Origin of the sequence: Daejeonella sp. (genome assembly GCF_046590655.1) — a bacterium.
GTDB lineage: Bacteria > Bacteroidota > Bacteroidia > Sphingobacteriales > Sphingobacteriaceae > Daejeonella.
Genome location: NZ_JBKJUM010000039.1, coordinates 15,534 through 37,037 on the forward strand (window position 1 = coordinate 15,534; position 21,504 = coordinate 37,037).

At 39.9% G+C, this 21,504-nt stretch carries 19 protein-coding genes; 2 read left to right on the top strand and 17 right to left on the bottom strand.

What is annotated here, in order from left to right; translation table 11 throughout:
- Nucleotides 1–6: 6 nt before the first annotated feature.
- Nucleotides 7–783 (bottom strand): methyltransferase domain-containing protein, encoded by a 777-nt coding sequence (locus ACLL8Z_RS04155; RefSeq protein ID WP_411273499.1) that lies wholly within the window; start codon nucleotides 781–783, stop codon nucleotides 7–9.
- A 101-nt stretch (nucleotides 784–884) separates the two neighbouring features.
- Here ACLL8Z_RS04155 and ACLL8Z_RS04160 point away from each other — a divergent pair, with 101 nt between their 5' ends.
- On the top strand, nucleotides 885–1,571 hold the full coding sequence (locus ACLL8Z_RS04160; RefSeq protein ID WP_411273500.1) for an FkbM family methyltransferase: 687 nt from the start codon (nucleotides 885–887) through the stop codon (nucleotides 1,569–1,571).
- Nucleotides 1,572–1,612: 41 nt separating this feature from the next.
- Here ACLL8Z_RS04160 and ACLL8Z_RS04165 read toward each other — a convergent pair whose 3' ends face one another.
- The 5 genes from ACLL8Z_RS04165 to porV form a co-directional block, all read right to left on the bottom strand.
- A complete protein-coding gene (locus tag ACLL8Z_RS04165; RefSeq protein WP_411273501.1) occupies nucleotides 1,613–2,275 on the bottom strand; it encodes a hypothetical protein in 663 nt (220 codons plus the stop codon).
- Between the two features lie 35 nt (nucleotides 2,276–2,310).
- Nucleotides 2,311–3,645 (bottom strand): flippase, encoded by a 1,335-nt coding sequence (locus tag ACLL8Z_RS04170; RefSeq protein WP_411273502.1) that lies wholly within the window; start codon nucleotides 3,643–3,645, stop codon nucleotides 2,311–2,313.
- A 100-nt stretch (nucleotides 3,646–3,745) separates the two neighbouring features.
- On the bottom strand, nucleotides 3,746–5,557 hold the full coding sequence (gene typA, locus ACLL8Z_RS04175; RefSeq protein ID WP_411273503.1) for a translational GTPase TypA: 1,812 nt from the start codon (nucleotides 5,555–5,557) through the stop codon (nucleotides 3,746–3,748).
- 342 nt (nucleotides 5,558–5,899) lie between these two features.
- Entirely contained in the window at nucleotides 5,900–6,382 is a 483-nt protein-coding gene (ispF, locus tag ACLL8Z_RS04180; protein ID WP_411273504.1) for a 2-C-methyl-D-erythritol 2,4-cyclodiphosphate synthase, read from the bottom strand.
- A gap of 3 nt (nucleotides 6,383–6,385) precedes the next feature.
- Nucleotides 6,386–7,540 carry a type IX secretion system outer membrane channel protein PorV gene (gene porV, locus ACLL8Z_RS04185; protein WP_411273505.1) on the bottom strand — a complete coding sequence of 385 codons (1,155 nt, stop codon included), beginning with the start codon at nucleotides 7,538–7,540 and terminating at the stop codon, nucleotides 6,386–6,388.
- Between the two features lie 433 nt (nucleotides 7,541–7,973).
- Between porV and ACLL8Z_RS04190 the strand changes: the two genes are divergently transcribed.
- Entirely contained in the window at nucleotides 7,974–9,572 is a 1,599-nt protein-coding gene (locus ACLL8Z_RS04190) for an SUMF1/EgtB/PvdO family nonheme iron enzyme (RefSeq protein WP_411273506.1), read from the top strand.
- Between the two features lie 114 nt (nucleotides 9,573–9,686).
- Here the strand turns inward: ACLL8Z_RS04190 and ACLL8Z_RS04195 are convergent, their stop codons facing one another.
- The 11 genes from ACLL8Z_RS04195 to nuoL all read right to left on the bottom strand — a co-directional run bounded on the left by ACLL8Z_RS04195 (nucleotide 9,687) and on the right by nuoL (nucleotide 21,470).
- Nucleotides 9,687–10,370, bottom strand: coding sequence for a gluconate 2-dehydrogenase subunit 3 family protein (locus ACLL8Z_RS04195; protein ID WP_411273507.1), 684 nt, complete (start codon nucleotides 10,368–10,370; stop codon nucleotides 9,687–9,689).
- A 4-nt stretch (nucleotides 10,371–10,374) separates the two neighbouring features.
- On the bottom strand, nucleotides 10,375–12,108 hold the full coding sequence (locus tag ACLL8Z_RS04200) for a GMC family oxidoreductase (protein WP_411273508.1): 1,734 nt from the start codon (nucleotides 12,106–12,108) through the stop codon (nucleotides 10,375–10,377).
- 129 nt (nucleotides 12,109–12,237) lie between these two features.
- The gene (locus ACLL8Z_RS04205; RefSeq protein ID WP_411273509.1) at nucleotides 12,238–12,738 is read right to left on the bottom strand and encodes an acetyl-CoA carboxylase biotin carboxyl carrier protein subunit; all 501 of its coding nucleotides are present in this window, start codon (nucleotides 12,736–12,738) and stop codon (nucleotides 12,238–12,240) included.
- 2 nt (nucleotides 12,739–12,740) lie between these two features.
- Nucleotides 12,741–13,415: a DUF4159 domain-containing protein gene (locus ACLL8Z_RS04210; protein WP_411273510.1), complete on the bottom strand. Its 675-nt coding sequence runs from the start codon at nucleotides 13,413–13,415 to the stop codon at nucleotides 12,741–12,743.
- Nucleotides 13,412–14,113 carry a 16S rRNA (uracil(1498)-N(3))-methyltransferase gene (locus tag ACLL8Z_RS04215; RefSeq protein WP_411273511.1) on the bottom strand — a complete coding sequence of 234 codons (702 nt, stop codon included), beginning with the start codon at nucleotides 14,111–14,113 and terminating at the stop codon, nucleotides 13,412–13,414. The genes ACLL8Z_RS04210 and ACLL8Z_RS04215 overlap by 4 nt, the downstream gene beginning before the upstream one ends.
- Before the next feature lie 10 nt (nucleotides 14,114–14,123).
- Complete coding sequence (locus tag ACLL8Z_RS04220) at nucleotides 14,124–15,443, bottom strand: hemolysin family protein (protein WP_411273512.1); 1,320 nt, start codon at nucleotides 15,441–15,443, stop codon at nucleotides 14,124–14,126.
- Nucleotides 15,444–15,448: 5 nt separating this feature from the next.
- Nucleotides 15,449–15,991: an inorganic diphosphatase gene (locus ACLL8Z_RS04225; RefSeq protein WP_411273513.1), complete on the bottom strand. Its 543-nt coding sequence runs from the start codon at nucleotides 15,989–15,991 to the stop codon at nucleotides 15,449–15,451.
- Between the two features lie 2 nt (nucleotides 15,992–15,993).
- Complete coding sequence (locus ACLL8Z_RS04230) at nucleotides 15,994–16,653, bottom strand: DedA family protein (RefSeq protein WP_411273514.1); 660 nt, start codon at nucleotides 16,651–16,653, stop codon at nucleotides 15,994–15,996.
- Nucleotides 16,654–16,698: 45 nt separating this feature from the next.
- Entirely contained in the window at nucleotides 16,699–18,078 is a 1,380-nt protein-coding gene (locus ACLL8Z_RS04235) for an NADH-quinone oxidoreductase subunit N (protein WP_411273515.1), read from the bottom strand.
- Nucleotides 18,079–18,081: 3 nt separating this feature from the next.
- Complete coding sequence (locus tag ACLL8Z_RS04240; RefSeq protein WP_411273516.1) at nucleotides 18,082–19,542, bottom strand: complex I subunit 4 family protein; 1,461 nt, start codon at nucleotides 19,540–19,542, stop codon at nucleotides 18,082–18,084.
- 20 nt (nucleotides 19,543–19,562) lie between these two features.
- Nucleotides 19,563–21,470, bottom strand: a complete 1,908-nt coding sequence (gene nuoL, locus ACLL8Z_RS04245) for an NADH-quinone oxidoreductase subunit L (RefSeq protein ID WP_411273517.1) — start codon at nucleotides 21,468–21,470, stop codon at nucleotides 19,563–19,565.
- Nucleotides 21,471–21,504 lie beyond the last annotated feature (34 nt).

Genomic DNA, 21,504 nt, shown 5'->3' on the forward strand with positions numbered 1-21,504 from the left:
TGATGATCAGGTTAGGATTTCCGAGTTCCGGGCTTTTTTTAACAATACAGTATAGGCACTCGCAAATTTCTCATGTCCTTGTTTGCCACCAAGGTTCATTAGTATCAACTTAATCCAGAATTCAGCATTTATTCTTAACAAACTGAAAAGGTTTCTGCTTTTTCCCTGATTTACAAAAGTATTGAATTTTGTGACCTCTGGTTCAATTACGGAAATCTTATCGTGAGCGATTTCAAAGCCTTCGGTTTGCAGCAAAAATCTAAGGGAACTTGGCGTGTACATATTAATATGACCATAGGCTAAAAAGTGCTTCATCCTCTTGTCCACGCCGTATCGGTAATCAATAGGCACTTCAATCACACAATGTTTTGATACCCTTTTAATCTCGCGCAAAAGCATTCGTTCAAATTCTACATGCTCAAGCACATGAGATAAAATCACAAGGTCAAATTCATCATCTTCAAAAGGAATATGATAGCCGTCAAATATCTGTACCGACTTCAGACTACCGATACTTCTATTTTGTATCTGCGCCACTCCGCTACTGGATATTTCGAGAGCATGAAATTCCGGAGCAAACCCAGATTCATTAAGATACTTCAGAATACTTCCGTCGCCAGCACCCACTTCCAAAACTTTTTGGAAATGGAAGTTTTCACATAAATCCTTGATATTTTGCGCCTTGTACTTTGCACTCAGAAGCCGCCATTGCTCATCCTTTCCGACATAGAAATTATCATATGCGATTTTTAATCCAGTACTAACTATCTCTTCTTTATGCATTAAATTTAACCTGTTCAAGAATATGGTACGGCGACAATTTCCACGGTTATAAAACCAGTGGTATGGCGCTGTAAATTAGTCAGAATTTGTAATTTAGCGAAATGCCGGGCATTAAAAGTTTCATTCTAAAACACTTACCAATCCATCATTTTAAATCATACAGGTCTTATTCCCAGGATGGGGAAGACATGGTTTTAAAATCTTTCTATGAAAATAAAAAAGGTTATAAAGGTTTCTATGTTGATGTTGGAGCTCATCATCCGGTAAGATATTCGAATACCTATTATTTTTATAAAAAAGGGTGGAGAGGACTTAATATCGAACCAACTCCTACAGCCATTACTCCTTTTAATATTTTGAGAAGCAGGGATATCAATCTTAATGTTGGAGTCGGATCTGCGCATAAAACATTAACTTTTTATTGTTTCAATGAACCGGCATTAAACACTTTTTCAGAAGAACTCGCCCTTGAAGTAGATAAAAAAGACAATAAGTATAAAATTATACAACGCGTAAAGGTTGAAGTTGTTCCTTTAAGAGATCTCTTAAAAAAGTACCTGCCTGCGGGCGTCAAGATTGATTTTATGACCGTCGACGTTGAAGGTCTGGACTTTGAAGTTCTGAAATCGAATGACTGGGATAAATACTCTCCCGAATATCTAATGGTAGAAGGACATATTGATTTTGAGGAAATAGTCAATTATGATGTTTATCAGTTCTTAGCGGAAAAGAATTATAAACTCGTCGCTAAAACGTTTCGGACTTTGATATTTAAATATAAAATATAGCCCTCCCAATGGCAAGACCGCCCCATGCCAATTACTAACAATTAATTCTTGATCCCGCCGATGCCATTTACAGGCTGTCTGTTTATAGCTTGTTTTAGTTGAACCGATCTTGAAAGGAAAAACGAAGTCGTCCAGGTATACCCATTAATGGGCCCAAAGCCTGCCATATCTATCTCAATCAGATCGGCGTCACGCAAAAGCTTTGCGCTCTTTTCATGCCAGTCCGAATTATCCAAAATAATAATTCCATCCTTATTAAGCTTTTTCAATGCTTCTACAGTGCATTCATATCGGTAATTTCCATCTATTACAATAATGTCAAAGACCTCAGGAAACCCATTGATTGAGTTTATATAGTCTGCTTTGTCCGGGACAAGCTTATATTCAACATTTGGAGGAAGTTCGGGACACATTTTGTCGTACCAGTTTCTATTATCTTCAATTGAAACTGCTTTTTTACAGCGCTTAGCCCAGAAGATCGTAGAATTACCGGAACCAAACTCAAATATAGACTTGTCAGAAAAATCGAGCTGCTTAATGTATTCAATTGCGGGATAAGTATACCAGGGGATGAACTCGTCGTCTTTATCAAGGCAACCTTTGTTCATGGTTTTAAACTGTCCAAATTCAGCAGAGAGTATCCAATAGTTTTTGATAGTGTTAATTAATGCAACTGGATAAAATCTTCCCAAAAGCCTCTTCATACTAAACTCCTTAAATATTAATGTTAAACATAAACCTACTTCTTCTTTAATCGGGTTGATACGATCGAAAATATATTAATCAAAAACAAAGATTTCAATACCATAATTCCCTGAGGCCTTGTTTTTGCATAAAATAAAATGGAAAATGTAGCCACAAAGTACGCGATGAGCGTGGCGGTTGATGCTCCAAGACCTCCATAAAGGGGAATAAGCCACAAGTTTAACAGAATATTGGCGATTGCACCTATTGCCGTCCGGTAAAATGAGATCATGGTAAATCCTTCTGCAAGAAGATACTGGCCGCTTGCACTTCCAAGAAATACAAAAATTCCAGACCAAATATGTATGGTAAGCATTGCACCTGCCCCAAGGAATTTATCGCCGTAAAGGAGGTGAATAAACGTATCCGCTCCTAAACTTATGATCAGTGCAACCGGCAGGCTAATGACTACAAGCAGGTCGTATAGATTCTGCAGACGTTTCTGATACCGCGATGGGTCAGTTTTACGGGCATGAATAATTGCGGGAAATACTGAGGTTACAATGGCAACCGGAATGAAGTACCAGGCTTCACTAATCCTGGCTGCCGCGCTGTAAATACCCGCTTCTGTGCTACCTGCAAAATACTTCAGCATCAGTATATCGATTTGCATATATAAAGTAACCATAACAGCCGACAAAATGAGCGGCCACGATTTACTGAGCAACGACTTTGCACGTTCATCATTAAACTTCCAATTACGGATGTGAAGATTTTCACGATGATAAATGATCCCCAAACCGATAGCGAGCAGGAGCCCGTCAAGTACTAATGCGAACGCAAAATAGACAAGAGGAAGTTTTACTAATACAAAACTGATCTTGATTAATGATGAAATAATCAGGCAAATGTTCTGAACCTGAACTACAAATTTTGACCTGACCTGAGATTGAAAATAATAGTCGATAATATTAAATGCTTTAAAAAATAAGGCTGAGGCGCAAAAAGTTACTACCAGGGTTAGTTCCGTACCTTGCTGTTCGGAGAGGTTTCTGAAGAAAAGATAGATAAGAACAGAGCTGGGGACAAGAATAATGCTCACAACCAGTCTCATCCAGAATGCTGTCCCCAGAATTTCATCCCGTTTAGCTGGCTGGTCAAGAATTTCGCGTATTATAAAACTATCGAGACCAAGTGTGCCAACTGCAGCAATGATAGCAGTAAATGCGGTCGCGAAGCTCAGGTCACCAAAATCATGTGGGCCTAAGAACTTAGCTATAAAAATCCCAACGATCAGGCTCAGTATTTTACCAAGCATTAACCATCCCGTATTTTTGAAATACTTTTGAAAAGCTTCAGGGTCGAACCCGGGGATGGAAGGTATCCTCATTAAGTACAAACTTAGATAAAAAATATCCTTTAAATCGTGTGTAAAAATAAAGGGCTCAGTGTCTGCTGAGCCCTCGAACTTAATAAATATTCAAAATAAATTATTGATTTACAAACTTCTTGGCGTTGATTTTGCGTTCGTTTTCACTGAGGTAAATCTTACGTAACCGCATACTTTTCGGCGTGATCTCGATATATTCATCGGCCTGGATATATTCCATGGCTTCTTCAAGCGAGAATTTAATTGCAGTTGCAATACGCGCGTTATCATCCGTACCGGATGCACGCATGTTGGTTAGTGCCTTTCCCTTTACGACATTTACTACAAGGTCATTATCACGAATGTGTTCACCCATAATCTGTCCTTCATAAACTTCAACACCCGGTTCAACAAAGAATCGTCCGCGGTCTTGCAGTTTATCAATAGAATAGGCTGTAGTTGAACCTTTTTCCATAGAAACCAGAACACCGTTCAAACGACCCGGAATCGTACCTTTCCATGGCTCATATGCTTTGAAACGGTGCGCCATTATAGCTTCACCAGCGGTCGCAGTAAGAACGTTATTACGCAGGCCAATAATTCCGCGTGCGGGTATTTCGAATTCTAGGTGCTGAAGATCGCCTTTAGGCTCCATAACTAATAAGTCACCTTTACGCTGGGTTACCAGTTCAATTACTTTACCAGACACTTCAGCCGGTACATCTACAATAAGGGTTTCAATAGGCTCACATTTCATCCCGTCTATCTCCTTGATGATTACCTGAGGCTGACCAACCTGAAGTTCGTAACCCTCGCGGCGCATAGTTTCGATGAGAACAGATAAATGGAGAATACCACGGCCATAAACCAGGTAAGAATCCGGTGACTCAGTTTCAATAACCTTCAGCGCAAGATTCTTTTCCATCTCTTTGTAAAGCCTTTCGCGTAAACGCTGAGATGTTACGAATTTTCCCTCTTTACCAAACATAGGGGAATTATTGATGGTAAATAACATATTCATCGTAGGCTCATCGATCTTGATAACGGCCAGTTGCTCAGGCTTCTCAAAATCAGCAATAGTATCGCCGATATCAAACCCTTCTATACCAACCACTGCACAGATATCTCCTGACGAAACTTCCTGAACCTTAACTTTACCAAGTCCCTCGAAAGTATATAATTCTTTAATTCTCGATTTTTGAATCTTGCCATCACGTTTAACAAGTGAAACCGGTTGATTTTCCCTTATAATGCCCCGAGCCACCCGACCAATCGCGATACGCCCAACGAAAGACGAATAATCCAGGGAAGTAATTTGCATTTGAAGAGTTCCATCAAAACTTGGAGCTGGTGGGATGTGCTCCAATATCGTATCCAATAAAGGGGTGATATCTTCAGTTTGAACTTTCCAATCAGTACTCATCCAACCTTGTTTTGAAGACCCATATAAAACAGGAAAATCCAATTGATCTTCAGTGGCTTCAAGGTTATAAAACAATTCAAAGATCGATTCGTATACTTCTTCAGGACGACAGTTTTCTTTGTCGACCTTGTTTACAATAACTACAGGCTTCAATCCAAGAGAGAGGGCTTTTTGAGTTACAAATCTTGTTTGTGGCATAGCTCCCTCAAAAGCATCTACTAAAAGCACCACACCATCTGCCATTTTCAACACACGTTCTACCTCGCCGCCAAAATCCGCGTGGCCCGGTGTATCAATGATATTAATTTTTACTCCATTGTAATTTACTGATACATTTTTAGACACGATAGTGATACCGCGTTCACGTTCAAGATCATTGTTATCAAGTATCAGATCACCCGTTTCCTGATTGTCGCGAAACAGATTGGTTTGGTGTAAAATTTTATCAACCAAAGTAGTCTTGCCGTGGTCAACGTGAGCGATGATCGCTATATTCCTTATTTTTTGCATCAAAAAATTGTTCTAAATTTTTTGCAAAGGTACGGTTAATAAAGCAGAATCTAAAGTGTAATCAGGTTCGGGTTGGCAGTAATAGTCGGTAAATAGTAATTTGTAAAGGCTGTCATAAATCAACAATATTTACAGTCAGAAGACTAATATCCCTGCACTATTAAGTAATTTTACAATATGGACTTACAAACTGTTTTGGTCTTAGTAGTTTTTGGGTTGGCAATTTTTTCGCTGGCAAGGATGATATTTCGCAGTTTTAGAAGTAACACAAGATGTGCCAGCAATTGTGGAAAATGTGCAGCTGACTTTTCGGAAATAAAAGTGCGGACTGGCAAGAACTGATTACTTTTCTTTTTCGATCAGACAAACAGCATAAGCAACAACCCCTTCCTCACGCCCGACAAATCCCATAGTTTCATTTGTGGTTGCTTTTATTGAAATATCCTCTTCACTAATCCCGGCTGCTGCCGCTATATTGGTTTTCATTTGTAGGATATGAGGGTTTACTTTAGGGGCTTCCAAACATAGCATAACATCCAGGTTTCCAATGTTCCAACCTTTTTCTTTCAGAAGAACCACGCATTCTTTCAGAAGTATAAGGCTGCTAATACCTTTCCATCTTTCATCTGTGTTTGAAAAATGAAATCCTATATCGCGAAGGTTGGCCGCCCCAAGTAGTGCATCGCAAATAGCGTGAACCAGCACATCTGCGTCTGAATGCCCGAATGCTCCGGAATGATGCTCAAGATTAACACCGCCCAAAATAAACGGGCGATTCGCGGCAAGTTGATGCACGTCGAACCCAAAGCCTACTTTAATCTTCATCAACTATTTCTCGAAATTAAAAACAAGGGAAAACCGGAGAGTCTGGGCTAAAGGACTCTTCTGCTGGTTAGCTAGTAAATACGCAAAATCCAAATTAAATACATTGTATTTGAGTCCTGCTCCAACTGTGAAATATCTCCGATCTCCTTTAGTGGGAGTTTCATAAAAATATCCGGAACGTAATGCAAATTGCTTATTGTACCAATATTCAGTTCCGAGAGAATAACTTAACTCGCTAAGCTCCTCTGAAAAACCACCAGGTGCATCGCTGAAAGATCCAAAGATTCCGGCAGGAACTGACCTATCCGGATCTTTCCCACTTACAATGTCACCATCTTTATCTCTTATCGGATTTGTAGGCACAAGTAGCTTATTAAGATCTAATGCAACAGTAAACTGATTCAAGTCATCTATATTGAATGTAGAAGCACCCCCCAACTTCATATTTGTGGGGAGAAAGGATTTGGATGTCCCATCAGAATAGTTCATTTTAGTGCCGATATTGGAAATATTCATACCTAAAGCTAGTTCAGTATCTTTTCCGAACATCACAGTTCCAGTTTTCATGTATCCTGAAACATCAGCCGCCAGAGCTGTTGCAGGCTGAATATCCTGCCCATTAAACTGTCCATTGCTTAAACTTGACCTTATATACCTTACCGCTGTACCAAGGGAGAAATTATCTCCGAACTTCCTGGAGAAAGTTCCATCAATGGAAAATTCATTTGGACTGTAAACTCCTATGTCATTTCTACTGTCGTCCGTAAGCTGAATTGAGCCATAGGAAAAATATCTTAGAGAACCGCCAACAATATTACGCTCATCAAGACGATGGAAAACAGTTAAATAACCAAGATCTACGTCTGGAACCAGGTTTCTGAGCCATGGTGTGTAGGAGGCGGAAATACCTGTGGGCTGATCTAAAAAAGCAAGCTTTGCAGGATTCCAGTGACTTGAGTTTGCATCGGGTGAAGTTGCGGCACCAACGTCTCCCATAGCTCCTGAACGTGCATCCGGAGCTATAAGTAGAAATGGGGCAGCTGTTTGTATAGTATTTGTACGTCTGCCATCGCTTTGCGGTGCCTGAGCTACAACCAGATCGGGGAATCCAGCCAAAACCAACGCTATACAACAGCGAAAAGAGAGTTTGTTAATCATTACCCAAAAATAAAGCTGAAGCCCAAATTATCTGGCGTGCATTAAATATAAGCATTTTGTCTTTACAAAGTTACATCAAGCTTTAGCTTGAACGTTTTCTTTGCAAGGTTAATATGTTCAGAATAAACTTTTTATTTAACTCAACAGCAATATCTGAATCTAAGAAAGCACTGAATATCATTAAATTAAAGCATTATTGGTTTATTTTTAAACCGAATACGTATATAATTAGGATTTCTAGCTTAAGCAATAAAGATTCTGACAAATCGTTTTGTGAGGGATTCAGAATAAGTCTTGTAACCTTAATTTAGATTTTCCGTTTGAATGGATAAGCTGCCGTTCAGGAAGATAATATTGATCGTAAATATCCGTTGGGGATATTATTCAAATTTCGTATTTTTAAAAAATTAATGCTCCAATGACATTGCAAATAATGAAAAGATTATCAGTATTTTTTATCACAGCCTTCCTTTTATTGGGCATATTGTCTTCATGTAATAAGAAAAGTGGCACATCCTCTAAAACCGGTATGGCCTATAATGATAAATACAATGGAGGTTTCCAGGTAAATAATAAAGTTAAAGCCGGACCCGGGCCAGGTACAGTAGCAATTGAGGGTGGTACTTTTGTGATGGGCGGGAGTCTTAATCAGGATCTGGGCTACGAATTTGATAATGTGCGCAGACGTGTTACGGTGGCTTCCTTTTACATGGATGAAACCGAAGTTTCTAACGTGGACTGGTTAGAATACCTGTATTGGATAAGAAGGAATTATGTAAACGATGCAGAATATTATTATAATGCACTTCCCGATACCCTGGTTTGGAGGCAACCATTATCCTATAACGAGCCATATGTAAATAATTACCTGCGTCATCCGGCATTTCAAGATTACCCGGTTGTGGGTGTTACATGGGAACAAGCTAATGCTTACTGTGATTGGCGGACGGACAGAGTGAATGAAGAAATTTTGCGTGCCCGCGGAATTCTGCTTGACTACAAGACTTTAGCCGGAGGAGGTAAAGCAGGAACTGCAACTTCAGTTTCGACATCAACAGATCCCTTTAACACGGATATTTACTTAAATGGTCAGTACAAAGGTGAAGGTATAGATGGAAAGAAGATGCCTAAAGACCTTAATCCAAACGCGTCAAGCAGTACAGCAACAACTGGGAAAGCTGGCCCGACAAGACCAGTTCGATTAGAAGATGGGGTGTTGAAGCAACCTTATCGTTTACCAACAGAAGCTGAATGGGAATATGCAGCCTTGTCTCTTGCAGGCAATACCGAATATGAAAACATTGCTGACGGAAAAATCTATCCGTGGAATGGCCTCGGAGTACGTTCACCAAGGAAAAAAACCCAGGGTATGATCCTTGCCAACTTTAAGCGGGGTGAAGGGGATAACATGGGAACCGGGGGTTATTTGAATGATAAAGCCGATATAACTGCGTCTGTAAGAAGTTATGTACCAAACGATTTTGGTTTGTACAATATGGCTGGAAATGTGAACGAGTGGACGGCAGATGTTTATCGTAAACTGACCTTTGAAGATTTTGCAGATTTCAACCCGTTCAGGGGAAACGAATTTGTAAACAAGCGCCTATCTGACCGTGCAAAAGGCACCTATGCTAAAGACAAATATGGACGTCCTATTAAGGATCCAGCACCAGCCGGAAAAAAACAAACTTGGTCTGAAATCCAAAGTAATCAAATTACTCAAGACTCCTCAGCTATTGCGGGAAAACCTTACAATCCTGATTTCAGGGGTCATTTAGACTCTGTGAATTCAAATTTATATGGAATAACTACACTTGTTAATGACCGCTCAAGGGTTTATAAAGGTGGATCATGGAACGACAGGGCATACTGGTTAAACCCTGCAACCAGACGCTTTATGCAACAGGATGAAACAAGTGCTGAGATGGGATTCCGTTCAGCAATGACCCTGGTTGGTGCTCCTGAAATTATTTCTAAAGGTAAGCCTCAATTTAGTCAGCCTAAATCAAAAGCACCTAAGAAAACGAGATAATCTAATCATAAAATGAAGGGTCGGCATAACCGGCCCTTTTTTTATAATTTAATTTTTGATAAGCAAATAATACTGTAAGCACAGAGTGCATTGAACGAGGAATTTCGCATTATTTTAACTATCCCAAGTCATCATCTTCCCGCGGTCTTCCGCCTTCAAACACTGATCGAGTGTCTTTGCATCATATTCCAGTCCGAATTGCTTCAAAACCTCATCTGGCACACCGTCCCAGGCATTAGGTTGGTTTCCTTTGTATCCTAAATCTTCAATGCCAATCTTGCTTGTAAAAAACCCGGTAGCTGTAAGTCCGCGCATTGTGTCGAAGAATCTTACCCCGGCAGCATTCTCGGGAAGCGCTTTTTCTGGGTATGCAATCAGATCTACCAGCTGAAGACGTTGTTCCGCAGTCGAATCAGAGAACGACTTCTTAAAAAGCTTATAGGATTTAATATCTAACCATTTCAAACCACCTCGCATAGGTAATTGGAGGCTTGGCTGATCTTTGACAATGAATTCTATAAATTCCGCAACATTCGCATCACTGGCACTCCCCGAGTAATCGTCCTTTGGTATTATGATATCTCCTAAAAGAGCAATAGTAGCGAGTTCCGATGCAGCAAAGAATTTTTCATCCATCAACTTCTTGTCTACCAGTTTTTCTTCAGGCGTTCTTCCATACGCACCCGTATTTCCCTTTGATTTAGCATCCGCACCTTCCTTTTTATCACATGAAGATAATAAAGTACCGACACTAACTGTTCCAACGGCCAGTGCCTTAAGTGAGTCTCTTCTATTCATTTGACTAAATATTTTGCTTTTTCAACTGATCAACAATATGTTCTGAGGCACGCATAGCCAACGCGAGGATGGTCCATGTTGGGTTTTTATCAGCCTGCGATACAAAGGCTCCACCATCTACTACAAATAGATTATTAACGTCGTGTGCCTGGTTATACTTATTCAGAACCGAGGTGTTCTTATCATTACCCATTCGTGTGGTTCCTACTTCGTGAATAATTCGACCCGGTGCTAACAAACCATATTTTTCATTTGCTCCCGGCTTTTCACCACTGGCAATGCCGCCCATTGAATGTATAATCTCCTCGAAGGTGTCCTGCATATGTTTAGCTTGTTTAACCTCCTGGTCCGTCCAGTTATAATTGAACCTTAATACTGGAATACCATATTTATCTACAGTTCCAGGGTCAATTTCGCAGTAATTTTCTACCCGCGGTATACTTTCTCCACGTCCCGCGAATCCGACTGTTGAACCATAATAACGACGGTAATCATTTTTTAGAGCAGCACCATAACCGCCCGCATCTTTCATCTTGCCTTCAATAGTCGGGTACTTACCATTAGTTTTCTCCATACCAAAACCAAAGCCATATGACGGCATACCCATACCACCCCAAAACTCGATATGGTAACCACGCGCAAAATCAAGCTTTTTATTTTCCAACCACCAGGGAATATATAGGTGGAGACCGCCTACACCATCCTCGTTATATCTTTTTCGGTCCATCAGCTGAGGAATAAAGGCTCCCCTCGATGCACCTGTAGAATCGTGAAGATATTTTCCCACCATACCGCTCGAATTGGCTAAGCCATTTGGATGCACAGAAGATTTAGAGTTTAGAAGCAGTCGTGCAGATTCACAAGCGCTGGCGGCTAAAACTACGATTTTCGCATTAACCTGATATTCCTGCATGTCTGTTTTATCTACGTAAGATATCCCGGTTGCTTTTCCTTCTTTATCAGTAAGCACTTCACGCGCCATTGCATTCACATAAACATCAGCATTTCCGCTTTTTCTGGCTGGCTTTACCAGGCAGGTTGATGAGGAGAAGTCTGCATGTACTGTACATCCGCGGCTGCATTGTGCGCAGAAAAAACATGATCCACGATCCTTATTTACTGGTCGGGTTAGTATGGACAAACGGGATGGTATAACTGGTATTCCGATCTTGCCAGCAGCCTTTTTTATCATGAGCTCGTGCAATCGGGGTTTTGGTGGAGGTAAAAAATAACCATCAGGTTCATTATATATACCTTCTTTAGTTCCAAATACCCCAATCATTTTATCTACCCGGTCATAAAATGGTTTTACATCATCGTAACCTATTGGCCAGTTATCGCTTAAGCCATCAAAATCATGTCTCTTAAAATCGTTCGGACCAAAACGCAAGGAGATCCTCCCCCAATGGTTAGTACGACCTCCCAGCATTCGGGAGCGGAACCAGTCGAACTCAGTTCCTTTTGCTCTTGTGTAGGGCTCTCCCTCTATTTCCCATCCGCCATAAGCTGCATCAAAATCACCGAATGGCCGATGTGTATTTGCTCCGCGTCTTGGCGACTCATAAGGCCATTTTAACTGGGTCTGTTGTTCCGGATTTGCCGGATCGTAATCGGGGCCTGCCTCAAGCAATGCAACCTTCAAGCCAGCTTCAGTCAGAACTTTCGCTGCCATTCCCCCGCCGGCACCCGATCCAACAATACAAACATCGTATAATTCTCCCTTGATTTTAATTTCCATAGCCATTTGTAAATATGTTATTTTTTAAGCTTAAGTGAAAAAGCTTTTCTGAAAATAAGCAATTATTTAGATGAATGAACAATAAAACTACAGTGGGGTATTTTTATGGAAAATTCTGAAGATCAACTATCAGTTGAAAATTATCATAACCTGATTCTTTTCAACTTTATCGGCGGAACTAACTTTTATCGACTTAATAACCACATCTGCAGGAGATTTAATGACGTTCTCCATTTTCATAGCTTCAAGAATCAGCAGATTAGCACCCTTTTTAATCTCATCCCCTTCTGAAACCAGCACTTTAAGAACCATACCCGGCATTGGCGCTTTTAGCTCTGAGACTTTAAAAGCGCTTAGGTTATCCATTCCAAGTCGATGCAATAATTCGTCAAACTGATCGGAAAGCGTCATCGTATAAACATGAGAATTAACGCGCACAGAACATGTTTTCTCTTGTTTATCAATGGTTATTAGTTCCGCATTGAAAGATCTGTTTTTGTAAAGGATGTGAAAAGTAGTATGGTTAACACGGTGAATATCTATCGGTATAGACTGCGAATCAACAAAAATGCCGCCCCTGTCAGTTTTTACTTCAAAAGTAAATTGTTCATTAACTAGTATCTTAAACATATTTACTGAGTCAAAGCATATTGAACTAAATTGGCACCCATTTTCAAAGCTTTCTGACGAGTTTCTTCGGAGTCACTGGAATACGTACCCGAAACTTCCCAGCCGTTGCCAAGATCACACTCAAATGTATAATAACAAACTATTCTTCCCTTGTAAATCAAAGCAAACCCTTGAGGACGTTTGCCATCGTGTTCATGAATCTTGGGTAAGCCCCCGGGAAACTTATACTTCTGATTATATATAATATGATCGGAAGGCAGTTCGGTAAATTCAAGATCAGGAAACACCCGTTTCATTTGAGGCCTTATAAACTTATCAAGACCATAATTATCATCAATATGTAAAAACCCACCACCGGTAAGATATTTTCTAAGATTTTCGGCTTCCTGATCGGTGAATACGATGTTTCCATGACCCGTTAGATAAATAAATGGGTAATTGAAAATTTCAGAACTCCCGGCTTCTACTATAGCTTCCTCTTTATCGAAATTTGTACCAAGGTTTTTATTGCAAAAACTAATTAATTCTGGCAGCGCAGTGCGGTTTGCATACCAGTCACCACCACCGTTATACTTCATTTTCGCAATTTTATAACTTGGTGCGATAAAAGAAAAAATCAATCCCGTAATGAGAATAAACAAAACAGAAATGGTGATTTTCACAGTACTACTCTTCATCTATTTAGAAAGTTAATTTCAAAACAAGCTTCTAAAGCGGCAGTTTCGGTCCGTAATCTGGCTGTCCCAAGTTCAATCGGTATAAAACCTGCAGCCTGAGCTGCAATAACTTCAGATTGACTAAAATCTCCTTCCGGCCCAACAATAACAAGATAATCAGAATTCAATACTATCCTGTCTTTTAACGAGAATTTTTCACTATTTATACAGTGAGCAATATATTTTTTTGCTTTGTATGTAGCTGCAATAAACTCCTTGTAAAGCTTTGGTTCATTTAATTTAGGATGGTAGGCTTTTATAGATTGTTTTACTGCAGAAGTGATCACTTTATTCAAACGGTCTGATTTTACTTCTTTCCGTTCCGATCTTTCACAGAGCAATGGCGTGATCTCATCAATTCCTATTTCTGTGGCTTTTTCAAGAAACCACTCGAATCGTTCAATATTTTTTGTAGGTGCTACTGCGATATGTAAATAGTGATTGCGCATTCCATAGCCTTGTTGCGCATTTACAACTATTAAAGAAGTTCTCTTAGGGTGCGGATCTGCAATTATCGCTTCATAAAAACCTCCCCGGCCGTCTACAAGCTGAAGTGGACTGCCTTTATGGAGGCGCAACACTTTTATACAGTGCTTACTTTCCTCTTCGCTGAGAATATAAGTATTTGAACTAATATCAGGTGTATAAAATATATGCATTCGGTACCCATTACCTTAAGTCGACTACATCATCATCGTTGATTACCAGTTCCAGCTTGACAGACTCTACGTTCTGATCTGCCTTCTTCAAAATTGTAATATTGTAACCATTGTACTCCCGAGCCTCCCCAACTTCAGGAATCTTGCCAAAAATCTCGCTAACAAGGCCGGCAACAGTATCATAATCGCCGTCTTCAGGCAAATCGTGGGGAAGGTATTCATTGACATCGTAAATAGAAGCAGTGGCAGAAACAATGAATTCAGTAGATGAAACCTTATCAACTATAGGTTTCTCCTCATCATATTCATCCTGTATTTCTCCGACAAGTTCTTCTACTATATCCTCCAGGGTTACCATTCCAGCTGTACCTCCAAACTCATCAAGGACAATTGCTATTTGAATTCGCTTTAATTGCAGCTCGCTCAACAGATCATTGATCTTTTTAGTCTCCGGAATAAAGTACGGTTTGCGGATAATATCCTTCAATACACATTCCTTACTATCTGCCAAAAGCGGAAGAATATCCTTGGCATGGACAATCCCTACAATTTTATCAATTGTTTCATCATAAACCGGAATTCGCGAATAACCTTCATGGATTAAAATATCAAGTAGCTCACGATGGGGTGTATTTAATTCTATACCTGAAATTTTAGTGCGAGGTACCATAATATTCTTAACTACACGCTCATTAAAATCAAAAACATTCTTTATAAGTTCGTGCTCATTATTTTCTAAAGCTCCGCTCTCCTTGCCCTGGTCCAGCAAATACTGCAGTTCTTCAGAACTGTGATGAGCCTCATGGCCTCCAATTGTACTTATGCCTAACAACTTCAGGATGAAATTCGCAAATCCGTTAAGCAGCCAAATAAAAGGCCTAAATACAAGATAAAAGAAATGAAGTGGCAATGCGATGCCCATCGTTGTGCCGATAGGCCGTTGAATAGCTAGAGATTTCGGAGCGAGTTCTCCGAAAACTATGTGGAGAACAGTAATAATCGCGAATGCCAGAACGTGTCCAATATTGGTTGCTACTGTTGTGGTTGTATCAATATCAAACAGATGGAAAAATTTTGTGACAATATCGGTCATCACTTCTTCCCCTACCCAACCCAAGCCAAGGGATGCTAATGTGATACCAAGCTGGGTGGCAGCCAAATATCCATCCAGGTGCTGTGTCATGTGTTTGGCTATCTTTGCTACACGACTTCCTGTTTTCGCTTTTATCTCAATTTGCGAAGCGCGAACCTTTACTAGTGCAAACTCAGCAGCGACAAAAAATCCGTTAAGAAAAACCAGGAAAAATGTGAAAAATAAAGCCATACCCATATTTATTAATTATTTATAAAGGTGGACTTGTATAATTCCAAACTCTCTCTTATCACTTTATAGGCGTAATTCTTACCCAATAAATGTTCGATTGTCACATTTTTCATCTCCAGGGCTTTGTAATCCTGGAAAAACCGAACAATTTCATTCATAGTGTGAGGGGGCAATTCTTTCAAATCTTCAATATAGTTTACTGACATGTCGTTCTTGGCCACAGCAATTATTTTATCATCCTGCTCACCGTTATCGACCATATGCATCACGCCAACAACTTTTGCTTCTACTATAGATAAAGGGTATACATCCACAGAACATAATACCAGTATATCTAATGGATCTTTATCATCACAGTAAGTTTGGGGTATGAAGCCATAATTTGCCGGATACATCACAGATGAAAAAAGAACCCGGTCAAGTTTAATGAGGCCGGACTCCTTGTCAATTTCATATTTAGCCTTAGAACCTTTAGGAATTTCGATAATCGCATTTACGATTGAAGGTAAATCGTGACCAGGGGAAACTGTATGCCAGGGATTGTCGTTAATCATTTTTACTCAGGATTTAGCTCCTCATCATCTCTGTCCGCTCCGATCTTCCTCTTCAAATAAGTTACAACAAGAGGAATGGCCGTTATCAAGATAAAACCAACAATAATATATAAAAGGTAATCGTTGATCTCTTTCTCAAATTTTCTGCCAAGAAAGAACCCGAGCAAAGTTAAGGATGTAATCCATAGGAATGCACCGCTAATATTATAAAATGCAAATTTCCGGTAATCAAGACGAACGATTCCTGCAATGATAGGTGCGAATGTTCTAACGATCGGTATAAATCTTCCCATAATAAGCGCAAAAGCACCTTGTTTTTTATAATAGTTTTCTGCCGCCCGGAGAAATCTTTTTTTGAAAAATAAAGAGTCTTCCCGATCATACAAAACAGGACCCGTTTTTTTCCCAAACCAATATCCAACAAAGTTCCCGGCAACAGCTGCAGCCATAAGGCCAGCTATTAGTACATAAATCGATACATCTAGTTTATCAGTAGCAACAAACATGCCTGCAAGAAAAAGCAAATAATCGCCAGGGAGAAAAAATCCAAAAAAAAGGCCAGTTTCCGCGAAAATAACAAACAGAAGAAGATAAAATCCTCCTTCACGAAGTAGCTTTACCGGATCAACAAGGTGTTGCAGGGAGTCCCAAATCTCGTGCATAAAATAAATATGCGTAAATCTACAATATTTAAGCAATAATTAGGCTTAGAAAAGGCTTGATATGAAGCCTGGATAAACCCCGATCACCAGGGTAATAAGAGTAGAAAAGCCAAGTACAAAATTGAAATATTTAGAGGATTGAAGTTCGAGTCTCTCTGCCCCTTTAAAATACATTGCTACAATAACTCTGAGGTAATAAAAAATACCTATTACCGCATTAACCACGGCTAATACCACTAGCCATATATGATACTCCGTGAGGGCTGTTGAAAACATCATGAATTTTCCCATAAACCCCGCGGTTAGGGGGATTCCAGCTAGAGATAACATTGCTATGGTAAGATTAAAAGCAATGAAAGGATTCTTTTTTGCAAGTCCGTTAAAGCTGTCAAAATTATCTGAACCTGTTTGGCGCTTGACTAATATCAAAACAGCAAAGGCCACAATGGACGCTATTGAATAAGCCGTAGCATAAACAAATACTGAGTTAACGGACGTTGAACCGAGTGCTACGATAGCAAACAACATGTAACCCACGTGGGAAATGCTTGAAAACGCTAGCATTCTTTTGAAGCTATGCTGGTAAAGTGCGGTAACATTCCCAATAAACAATGTGAGAATAGAAATTACTAGCAAAGCGGGCATCCAAAAATCGTGAAGGGGAGCAAAACACATGAGGAACAAGCGCAGAAAAGCAGCAAAACCTGCTGTCTTCACAACTGTACTCATAAAGGCAGTAATGAGGGTGGGTGAACCTTCGTAAACATCCGGAGTCCAAAAGTGGAAAGGTGCAGCTCCCACTTTGAAACACAATCCAATTATTAGAAGTATTATGCCAGTATAAAACAGAGGAGAGATACCTGTTGGGTTTGCGATCACATAATCCCTTATCTCTGCCAGATCAAATGTCCCTGCTGCCCCATATAATAATGCTATCCCAAAAAGTAGAAATCCAGTTGAGAATGCCCCCATTAAGAAATATTTTAAAGCCGCCTCATTGGACTTAAAGTCATTTTTTCTAATACCCGCAAGAATATATAGACTTACGGACATGATTTCAATACCGATAAATAGCATCGAAAGGTTGTGGTATGAGACCATCACTAGTATTCCGGCCAGGGAGAAAAGAATAATGGTATAGTATTCGGCAACATGCTCACTAATGTTCTCGAAATAATCTTTTGAGATTAAAAGGATTAACATAGTCGAGAATATACAGATGGATGTAAATGCGATAGCGTAGTTATCGAACAGCATCATACCGCTGTAAATTGGTTGAGCGCCGCTATTCCACTCAAGTAGCGCTAAAATTAAGGAACCTGCCAGTCCTAATAAAGTAACCGGGAGCAACGCATTTTTCGCCTTATACAATCCTAAGTAGAGAACTACTATAGCTAAAATAGAAAGAGTTATTAACGAGCTCATGCTTTACTTAACTAAAATCTTTTGGTTTACCTGCTCAAGCAGGTTTGTTATTGCAGCTTCTGATATATGAAGAATAGGCTGGGGATAAACACCAATTCCAATGATTAGTGTAGACAGGATCAGCAAAACCGTTATCTCTGTACTATCAAGATCCTTAAATCCAGCTGTAAGTTCATTGGTTACACCAAGCATTACACTTTGATACATTCTTAGCATATATACCGCTCCAAATATGATAGTTAAACCCGCGAGAGCAGCGTAATAAATATTGTAATTATAAACTCCCATAAGAAGCAGGAATTCTCCGATAAAACCATTAGTCAATGGCAAGGCTACAGTTCCTAATAAGATGATTAAAAATGCAATTGCAAGCTTCGGAGCTGGCCGTGCAATACCCCCCAACTGATTAAGATCACAGGTATTCATCCGGCGTATAATAATATCTGCAATAAAGAACATCCCAATTACATTGATACCATGATTTAGCATCTGGATCATTGCGCCTTGTAAACCCTGCACATTCCATGCAAAAACTCCAGCAGATATTAGGCCTACGTGTGCAATTGACGAGTATGCGATCAGTCTTTTTATATCACTCTGAGTAAATGCAATAATTGAAGCATAAACAACCCCAACGATTGAGAGAATAAGTGCAGTCTGGCCCCAATCTTGAAAACCCAGCGGCGCAAGGGGTATCAGCCAGCGGATAACGCCGTAGATTCCCATTTTAAGCATAATACCAGAAAGAAGCATTGTTCCCGCTGTTGGAGCCTCCGTATAAGTATCTGGCTGCCATGTGTGGAATGGAAACACTGGCATCTTGACAGCGAAAGCAATGAAAAATGCCCAAAATATCCAACCTTGGGTTCCTGAATCTAAATTTAGTTTGTAGAATTCTTCAATGTCATAGCTGTTTCCTGTAGTCTGAAGATGCAGATAAATAATTGCGAGCAGCATTATCAAGCTTCCAGCTATTGTATAGATGAAGAACTTTAGATTTACTTTTATCCTGTTTTCCCCACCCCAAAGCGCACAAATAAAATAGATCGGAATAAGAGCTGCTTCCCAGCCAACATAAAACAGGAAACCGTCTAATGCGGTGAAGACGAGTAGCAAGCCTGTCTGCATGAAAAAGATCAGAGAGTAAAAGGCTGAGTGATTCTTGATATTCTGTTTAAAGCTTGAAAGTACAATTATTGGGACCAGGAGATTGGTAAGAATCAGCAGTACCATGCTAATTCCATCAACACCGGCTTTAAAATTAATACCGAATTGTGGGATCCAAACATGATTAACTAGAAACTGCATTGAAGCATCTGGAATAAACTTAAGATACAGGTATGCGGTAATGCCAAGAGGTATTAATGAAAGTACGCCCGCGAGAGCCCTCGCTGATTTACCAGCAATCAGAATTATAACAGCGGCAATAAGCGGAATAAAAATTTGTAACAGTAAAATCTCCATTTATCTCGTAGTACTCCCTATTAAATTTTAAACATACTATAAAAAAGTAATGCAATTATGCCAGCGACCATCATAAAAATATAAAAGCCGACCATACCAGACTGTAATAACCGAAAACTCTTGCTTCCCTCCATAGCACTTTGACCAAGTCCGTTCACTGCACCGTCAATCACTTTCTTATCAACAACCTTATCAAAGAATCCTGATAAGGAATCCAAAGGCCTGGTGATTAATGAAGTATAAATTTCGTCGATATAATATTTGTTGTACGAAAGCCTGGCGATTATTCCTCTTTCTACACGGTCTGCAACCGGGATTGAACTATTTCTAACATAACGCTGGTAGGCAAATAGCATAGCACCAAGCGCTCCTGCAACTGACACTGCCATTAAAATATACTCTGTAGTATGATCTAAGGTTAGGGGTGTCATCTTACTTGCTGATGACGCAAAAACCGGAGCTAAAAAGCTTTCCAACCAATGTCCTCCGCCAAATACTGCTGGTATTCCAATAAAACCTCCTAGTGCTGATAATACAGCAAGAACAATTAAGGGAATGGTCATGGACCACGGTGATTCATGTATGTGGTGCTCTTGAGCAGTAGTCCCGCGGAAACTTCCGCTAAATGTTAAAAACATCATTCTGAACATATAGAAAGATGTGAATACAGCACCTATCACCCCCAGAGTCCAGAATAATCGATTGTGTTCATAAACATGGGCGAGTATTTCATCCTTTGAAAAGAATCCGGAAAACGGCGGAAGGCCGGCAATTGCGATAGTACCGATCATCATTGTTAGGAAAGTTATCGGAAGCTTCTTTCTTAGACCACCCATATTTCTAATGTCTTGTTCATTGCTCATGGCATGGATTACAGATCCTGCACCAAGGAATAAAAGGGCCTTAAAAAATGCATGGGTAATAACATGGAAAAACGCCCCGGTATAAGCACCTACACCTAAACCCAAAAACATATAGCCAAGCTGCGAAACAGTAGAATAAGCAAGTACTTTCTTTATATCATTTTGTGTTAATGCGATAGTTGCAGCCAACAATAATGTGGCTAAGCCGATAACAGCTACAACGTACAACGTTTGAGGGGCAAGGGTAAAAAGGATATTGGATCTTGCTATCATGTAGATACCTGCAGTTACCATGGTAGCAGCATGAATTAAAGCGGATACCGGTGTCGGCCCTGCCATGGCATCAGGTAGCCAGGTAAACAAGGGTAACTGGGCAGATTTACCAATAGCGCCAACAAATAACAATGCGGTTATGATGATTAGAGCGCGGTCGCCCGAAAGCATATTCGTAGCCTGTGGAAATATCACCGCAAATTCGACACTATTGAACGTTGTAAAAATCAGGAATACAGCGATCAGGAAACCCAGATCACCTATTCGGTTCATTATAAAAGCTTTCTTTGCCGCACTCGCATACGAAGCATTCGTGAACCAGAACCCGATCAATAAATAGGAGCACAAACCCACTCCTTCCCAACCAATAAACATGATCACATAATTAGATCCAAGAACCAGAAGGAGCATGAAGAATATAAAAAGGTTCAGGTAAGAAAAATACTTAGCGAAGCCGGCATCATGCGACATATATCCAGTTGAATACACGTGGATCAAAAACCCTACACCAGTTACGATCAGCAGCATCAAAGAACTTAGTGGATCAATAAGAAATGAAAATGGGATGTTCACCGTTCCAGCGCTGATCCAGTTAAAAAGCGGTACAATAAATGACTTTGTTTCTGAGGAATTTAGTTCTAAAAATATTCCAATGCTAATAATGAACGATGCCAGCACAGTTAAGCAACCCGTAAGGCTAACGGCACTTTTTGGAAGTATATTACGGCCTAATCCGTTGATAAGAAAGCCTATCAATGGGAACAATGGAACTAACCAAACTAAATCTATCATTGCTTTACTCTATATTTTGAAACTTAGGATTGAA

What these genes read in the sequence shown, in the direction of transcription:
- ACLL8Z_RS04190 (WP_411273506.1), top strand. Translation starts at nt 7,974, where the DNA reads ATGAAAAGATTATCAGTATTTTTTATCACAGCCTTCCTTTTATTGGGC.
- nuoL (WP_411273517.1), bottom strand. Translation starts at nt 21,470, where the DNA reads ATGATAGATTTAGTTTGGTTAGTTCCATTGTTCCCATTGATAGGCTTT.
- ACLL8Z_RS04230 (WP_411273514.1), bottom strand. Translation starts at nt 16,653, where the DNA reads ATGCACGAGATTTGGGACTCCCTGCAACACCTTGTTGATCCGGTAAAG.
- ACLL8Z_RS04165 (WP_411273501.1), bottom strand. Translation starts at nt 2,275, where the DNA reads ATGAAGAGGCTTTTGGGAAGATTTTATCCAGTTGCATTAATTAACACT.
- ispF (WP_411273504.1), bottom strand. Translation starts at nt 6,382, where the DNA reads ATGAAGATTAAAGTAGGCTTTGGGTTCGACGTGCATCAACTTGCCGCG.
- ACLL8Z_RS04235 (WP_411273515.1), bottom strand. Translation starts at nt 18,078, where the DNA reads ATGAGCTCGTTAATAACTCTTTCTATTTTAGCTATAGTAGTTCTCTAC.
- ACLL8Z_RS04205 (WP_411273509.1), bottom strand. Translation starts at nt 12,738, where the DNA reads ATGTTTAAGATACTAGTTAATGAACAATTTACTTTTGAAGTAAAAACT.
- ACLL8Z_RS04220 (WP_411273512.1), bottom strand. Translation starts at nt 15,443, where the DNA reads ATGGGTATGGCTTTATTTTTCACATTTTTCCTGGTTTTTCTTAACGGA.
- ACLL8Z_RS04210 (WP_411273510.1), bottom strand. Translation starts at nt 13,415, where the DNA reads ATGAAGAGTAGTACTGTGAAAATCACCATTTCTGTTTTGTTTATTCTC.
- typA (WP_411273503.1), bottom strand. Translation starts at nt 5,557, where the DNA reads ATGCAAAAAATAAGGAATATAGCGATCATCGCTCACGTTGACCACGGC.
- ACLL8Z_RS04240 (WP_411273516.1), bottom strand. Translation starts at nt 19,542, where the DNA reads ATGGAGATTTTACTGTTACAAATTTTTATTCCGCTTATTGCCGCTGTT.
- ACLL8Z_RS04215 (WP_411273511.1), bottom strand. Translation starts at nt 14,113, where the DNA reads ATGCATATATTTTATACACCTGATATTAGTTCAAATACTTATATTCTC.
- ACLL8Z_RS04200 (WP_411273508.1), bottom strand. Translation starts at nt 12,108, where the DNA reads ATGGAAATTAAAATCAAGGGAGAATTATACGATGTTTGTATTGTTGGA.
- ACLL8Z_RS04155 (WP_411273499.1), bottom strand. Translation starts at nt 783, where the DNA reads ATGCATAAAGAAGAGATAGTTAGTACTGGATTAAAAATCGCATATGAT.
- ACLL8Z_RS04225 (WP_411273513.1), bottom strand. Translation starts at nt 15,991, where the DNA reads ATGATTAACGACAATCCCTGGCATACAGTTTCCCCTGGTCACGATTTA.
- ACLL8Z_RS04195 (WP_411273507.1), bottom strand. Translation starts at nt 10,370, where the DNA reads ATGAATAGAAGAGACTCACTTAAGGCACTGGCCGTTGGAACAGTTAGT.
- porV (WP_411273505.1), bottom strand. Translation starts at nt 7,540, where the DNA reads ATGATTAACAAACTCTCTTTTCGCTGTTGTATAGCGTTGGTTTTGGCT.
- ACLL8Z_RS04160 (WP_411273500.1), top strand. Translation starts at nt 885, where the DNA reads ATGCCGGGCATTAAAAGTTTCATTCTAAAACACTTACCAATCCATCAT.
- ACLL8Z_RS04170 (WP_411273502.1), bottom strand. Translation starts at nt 3,645, where the DNA reads ATGAGGATACCTTCCATCCCCGGGTTCGACCCTGAAGCTTTTCAAAAG.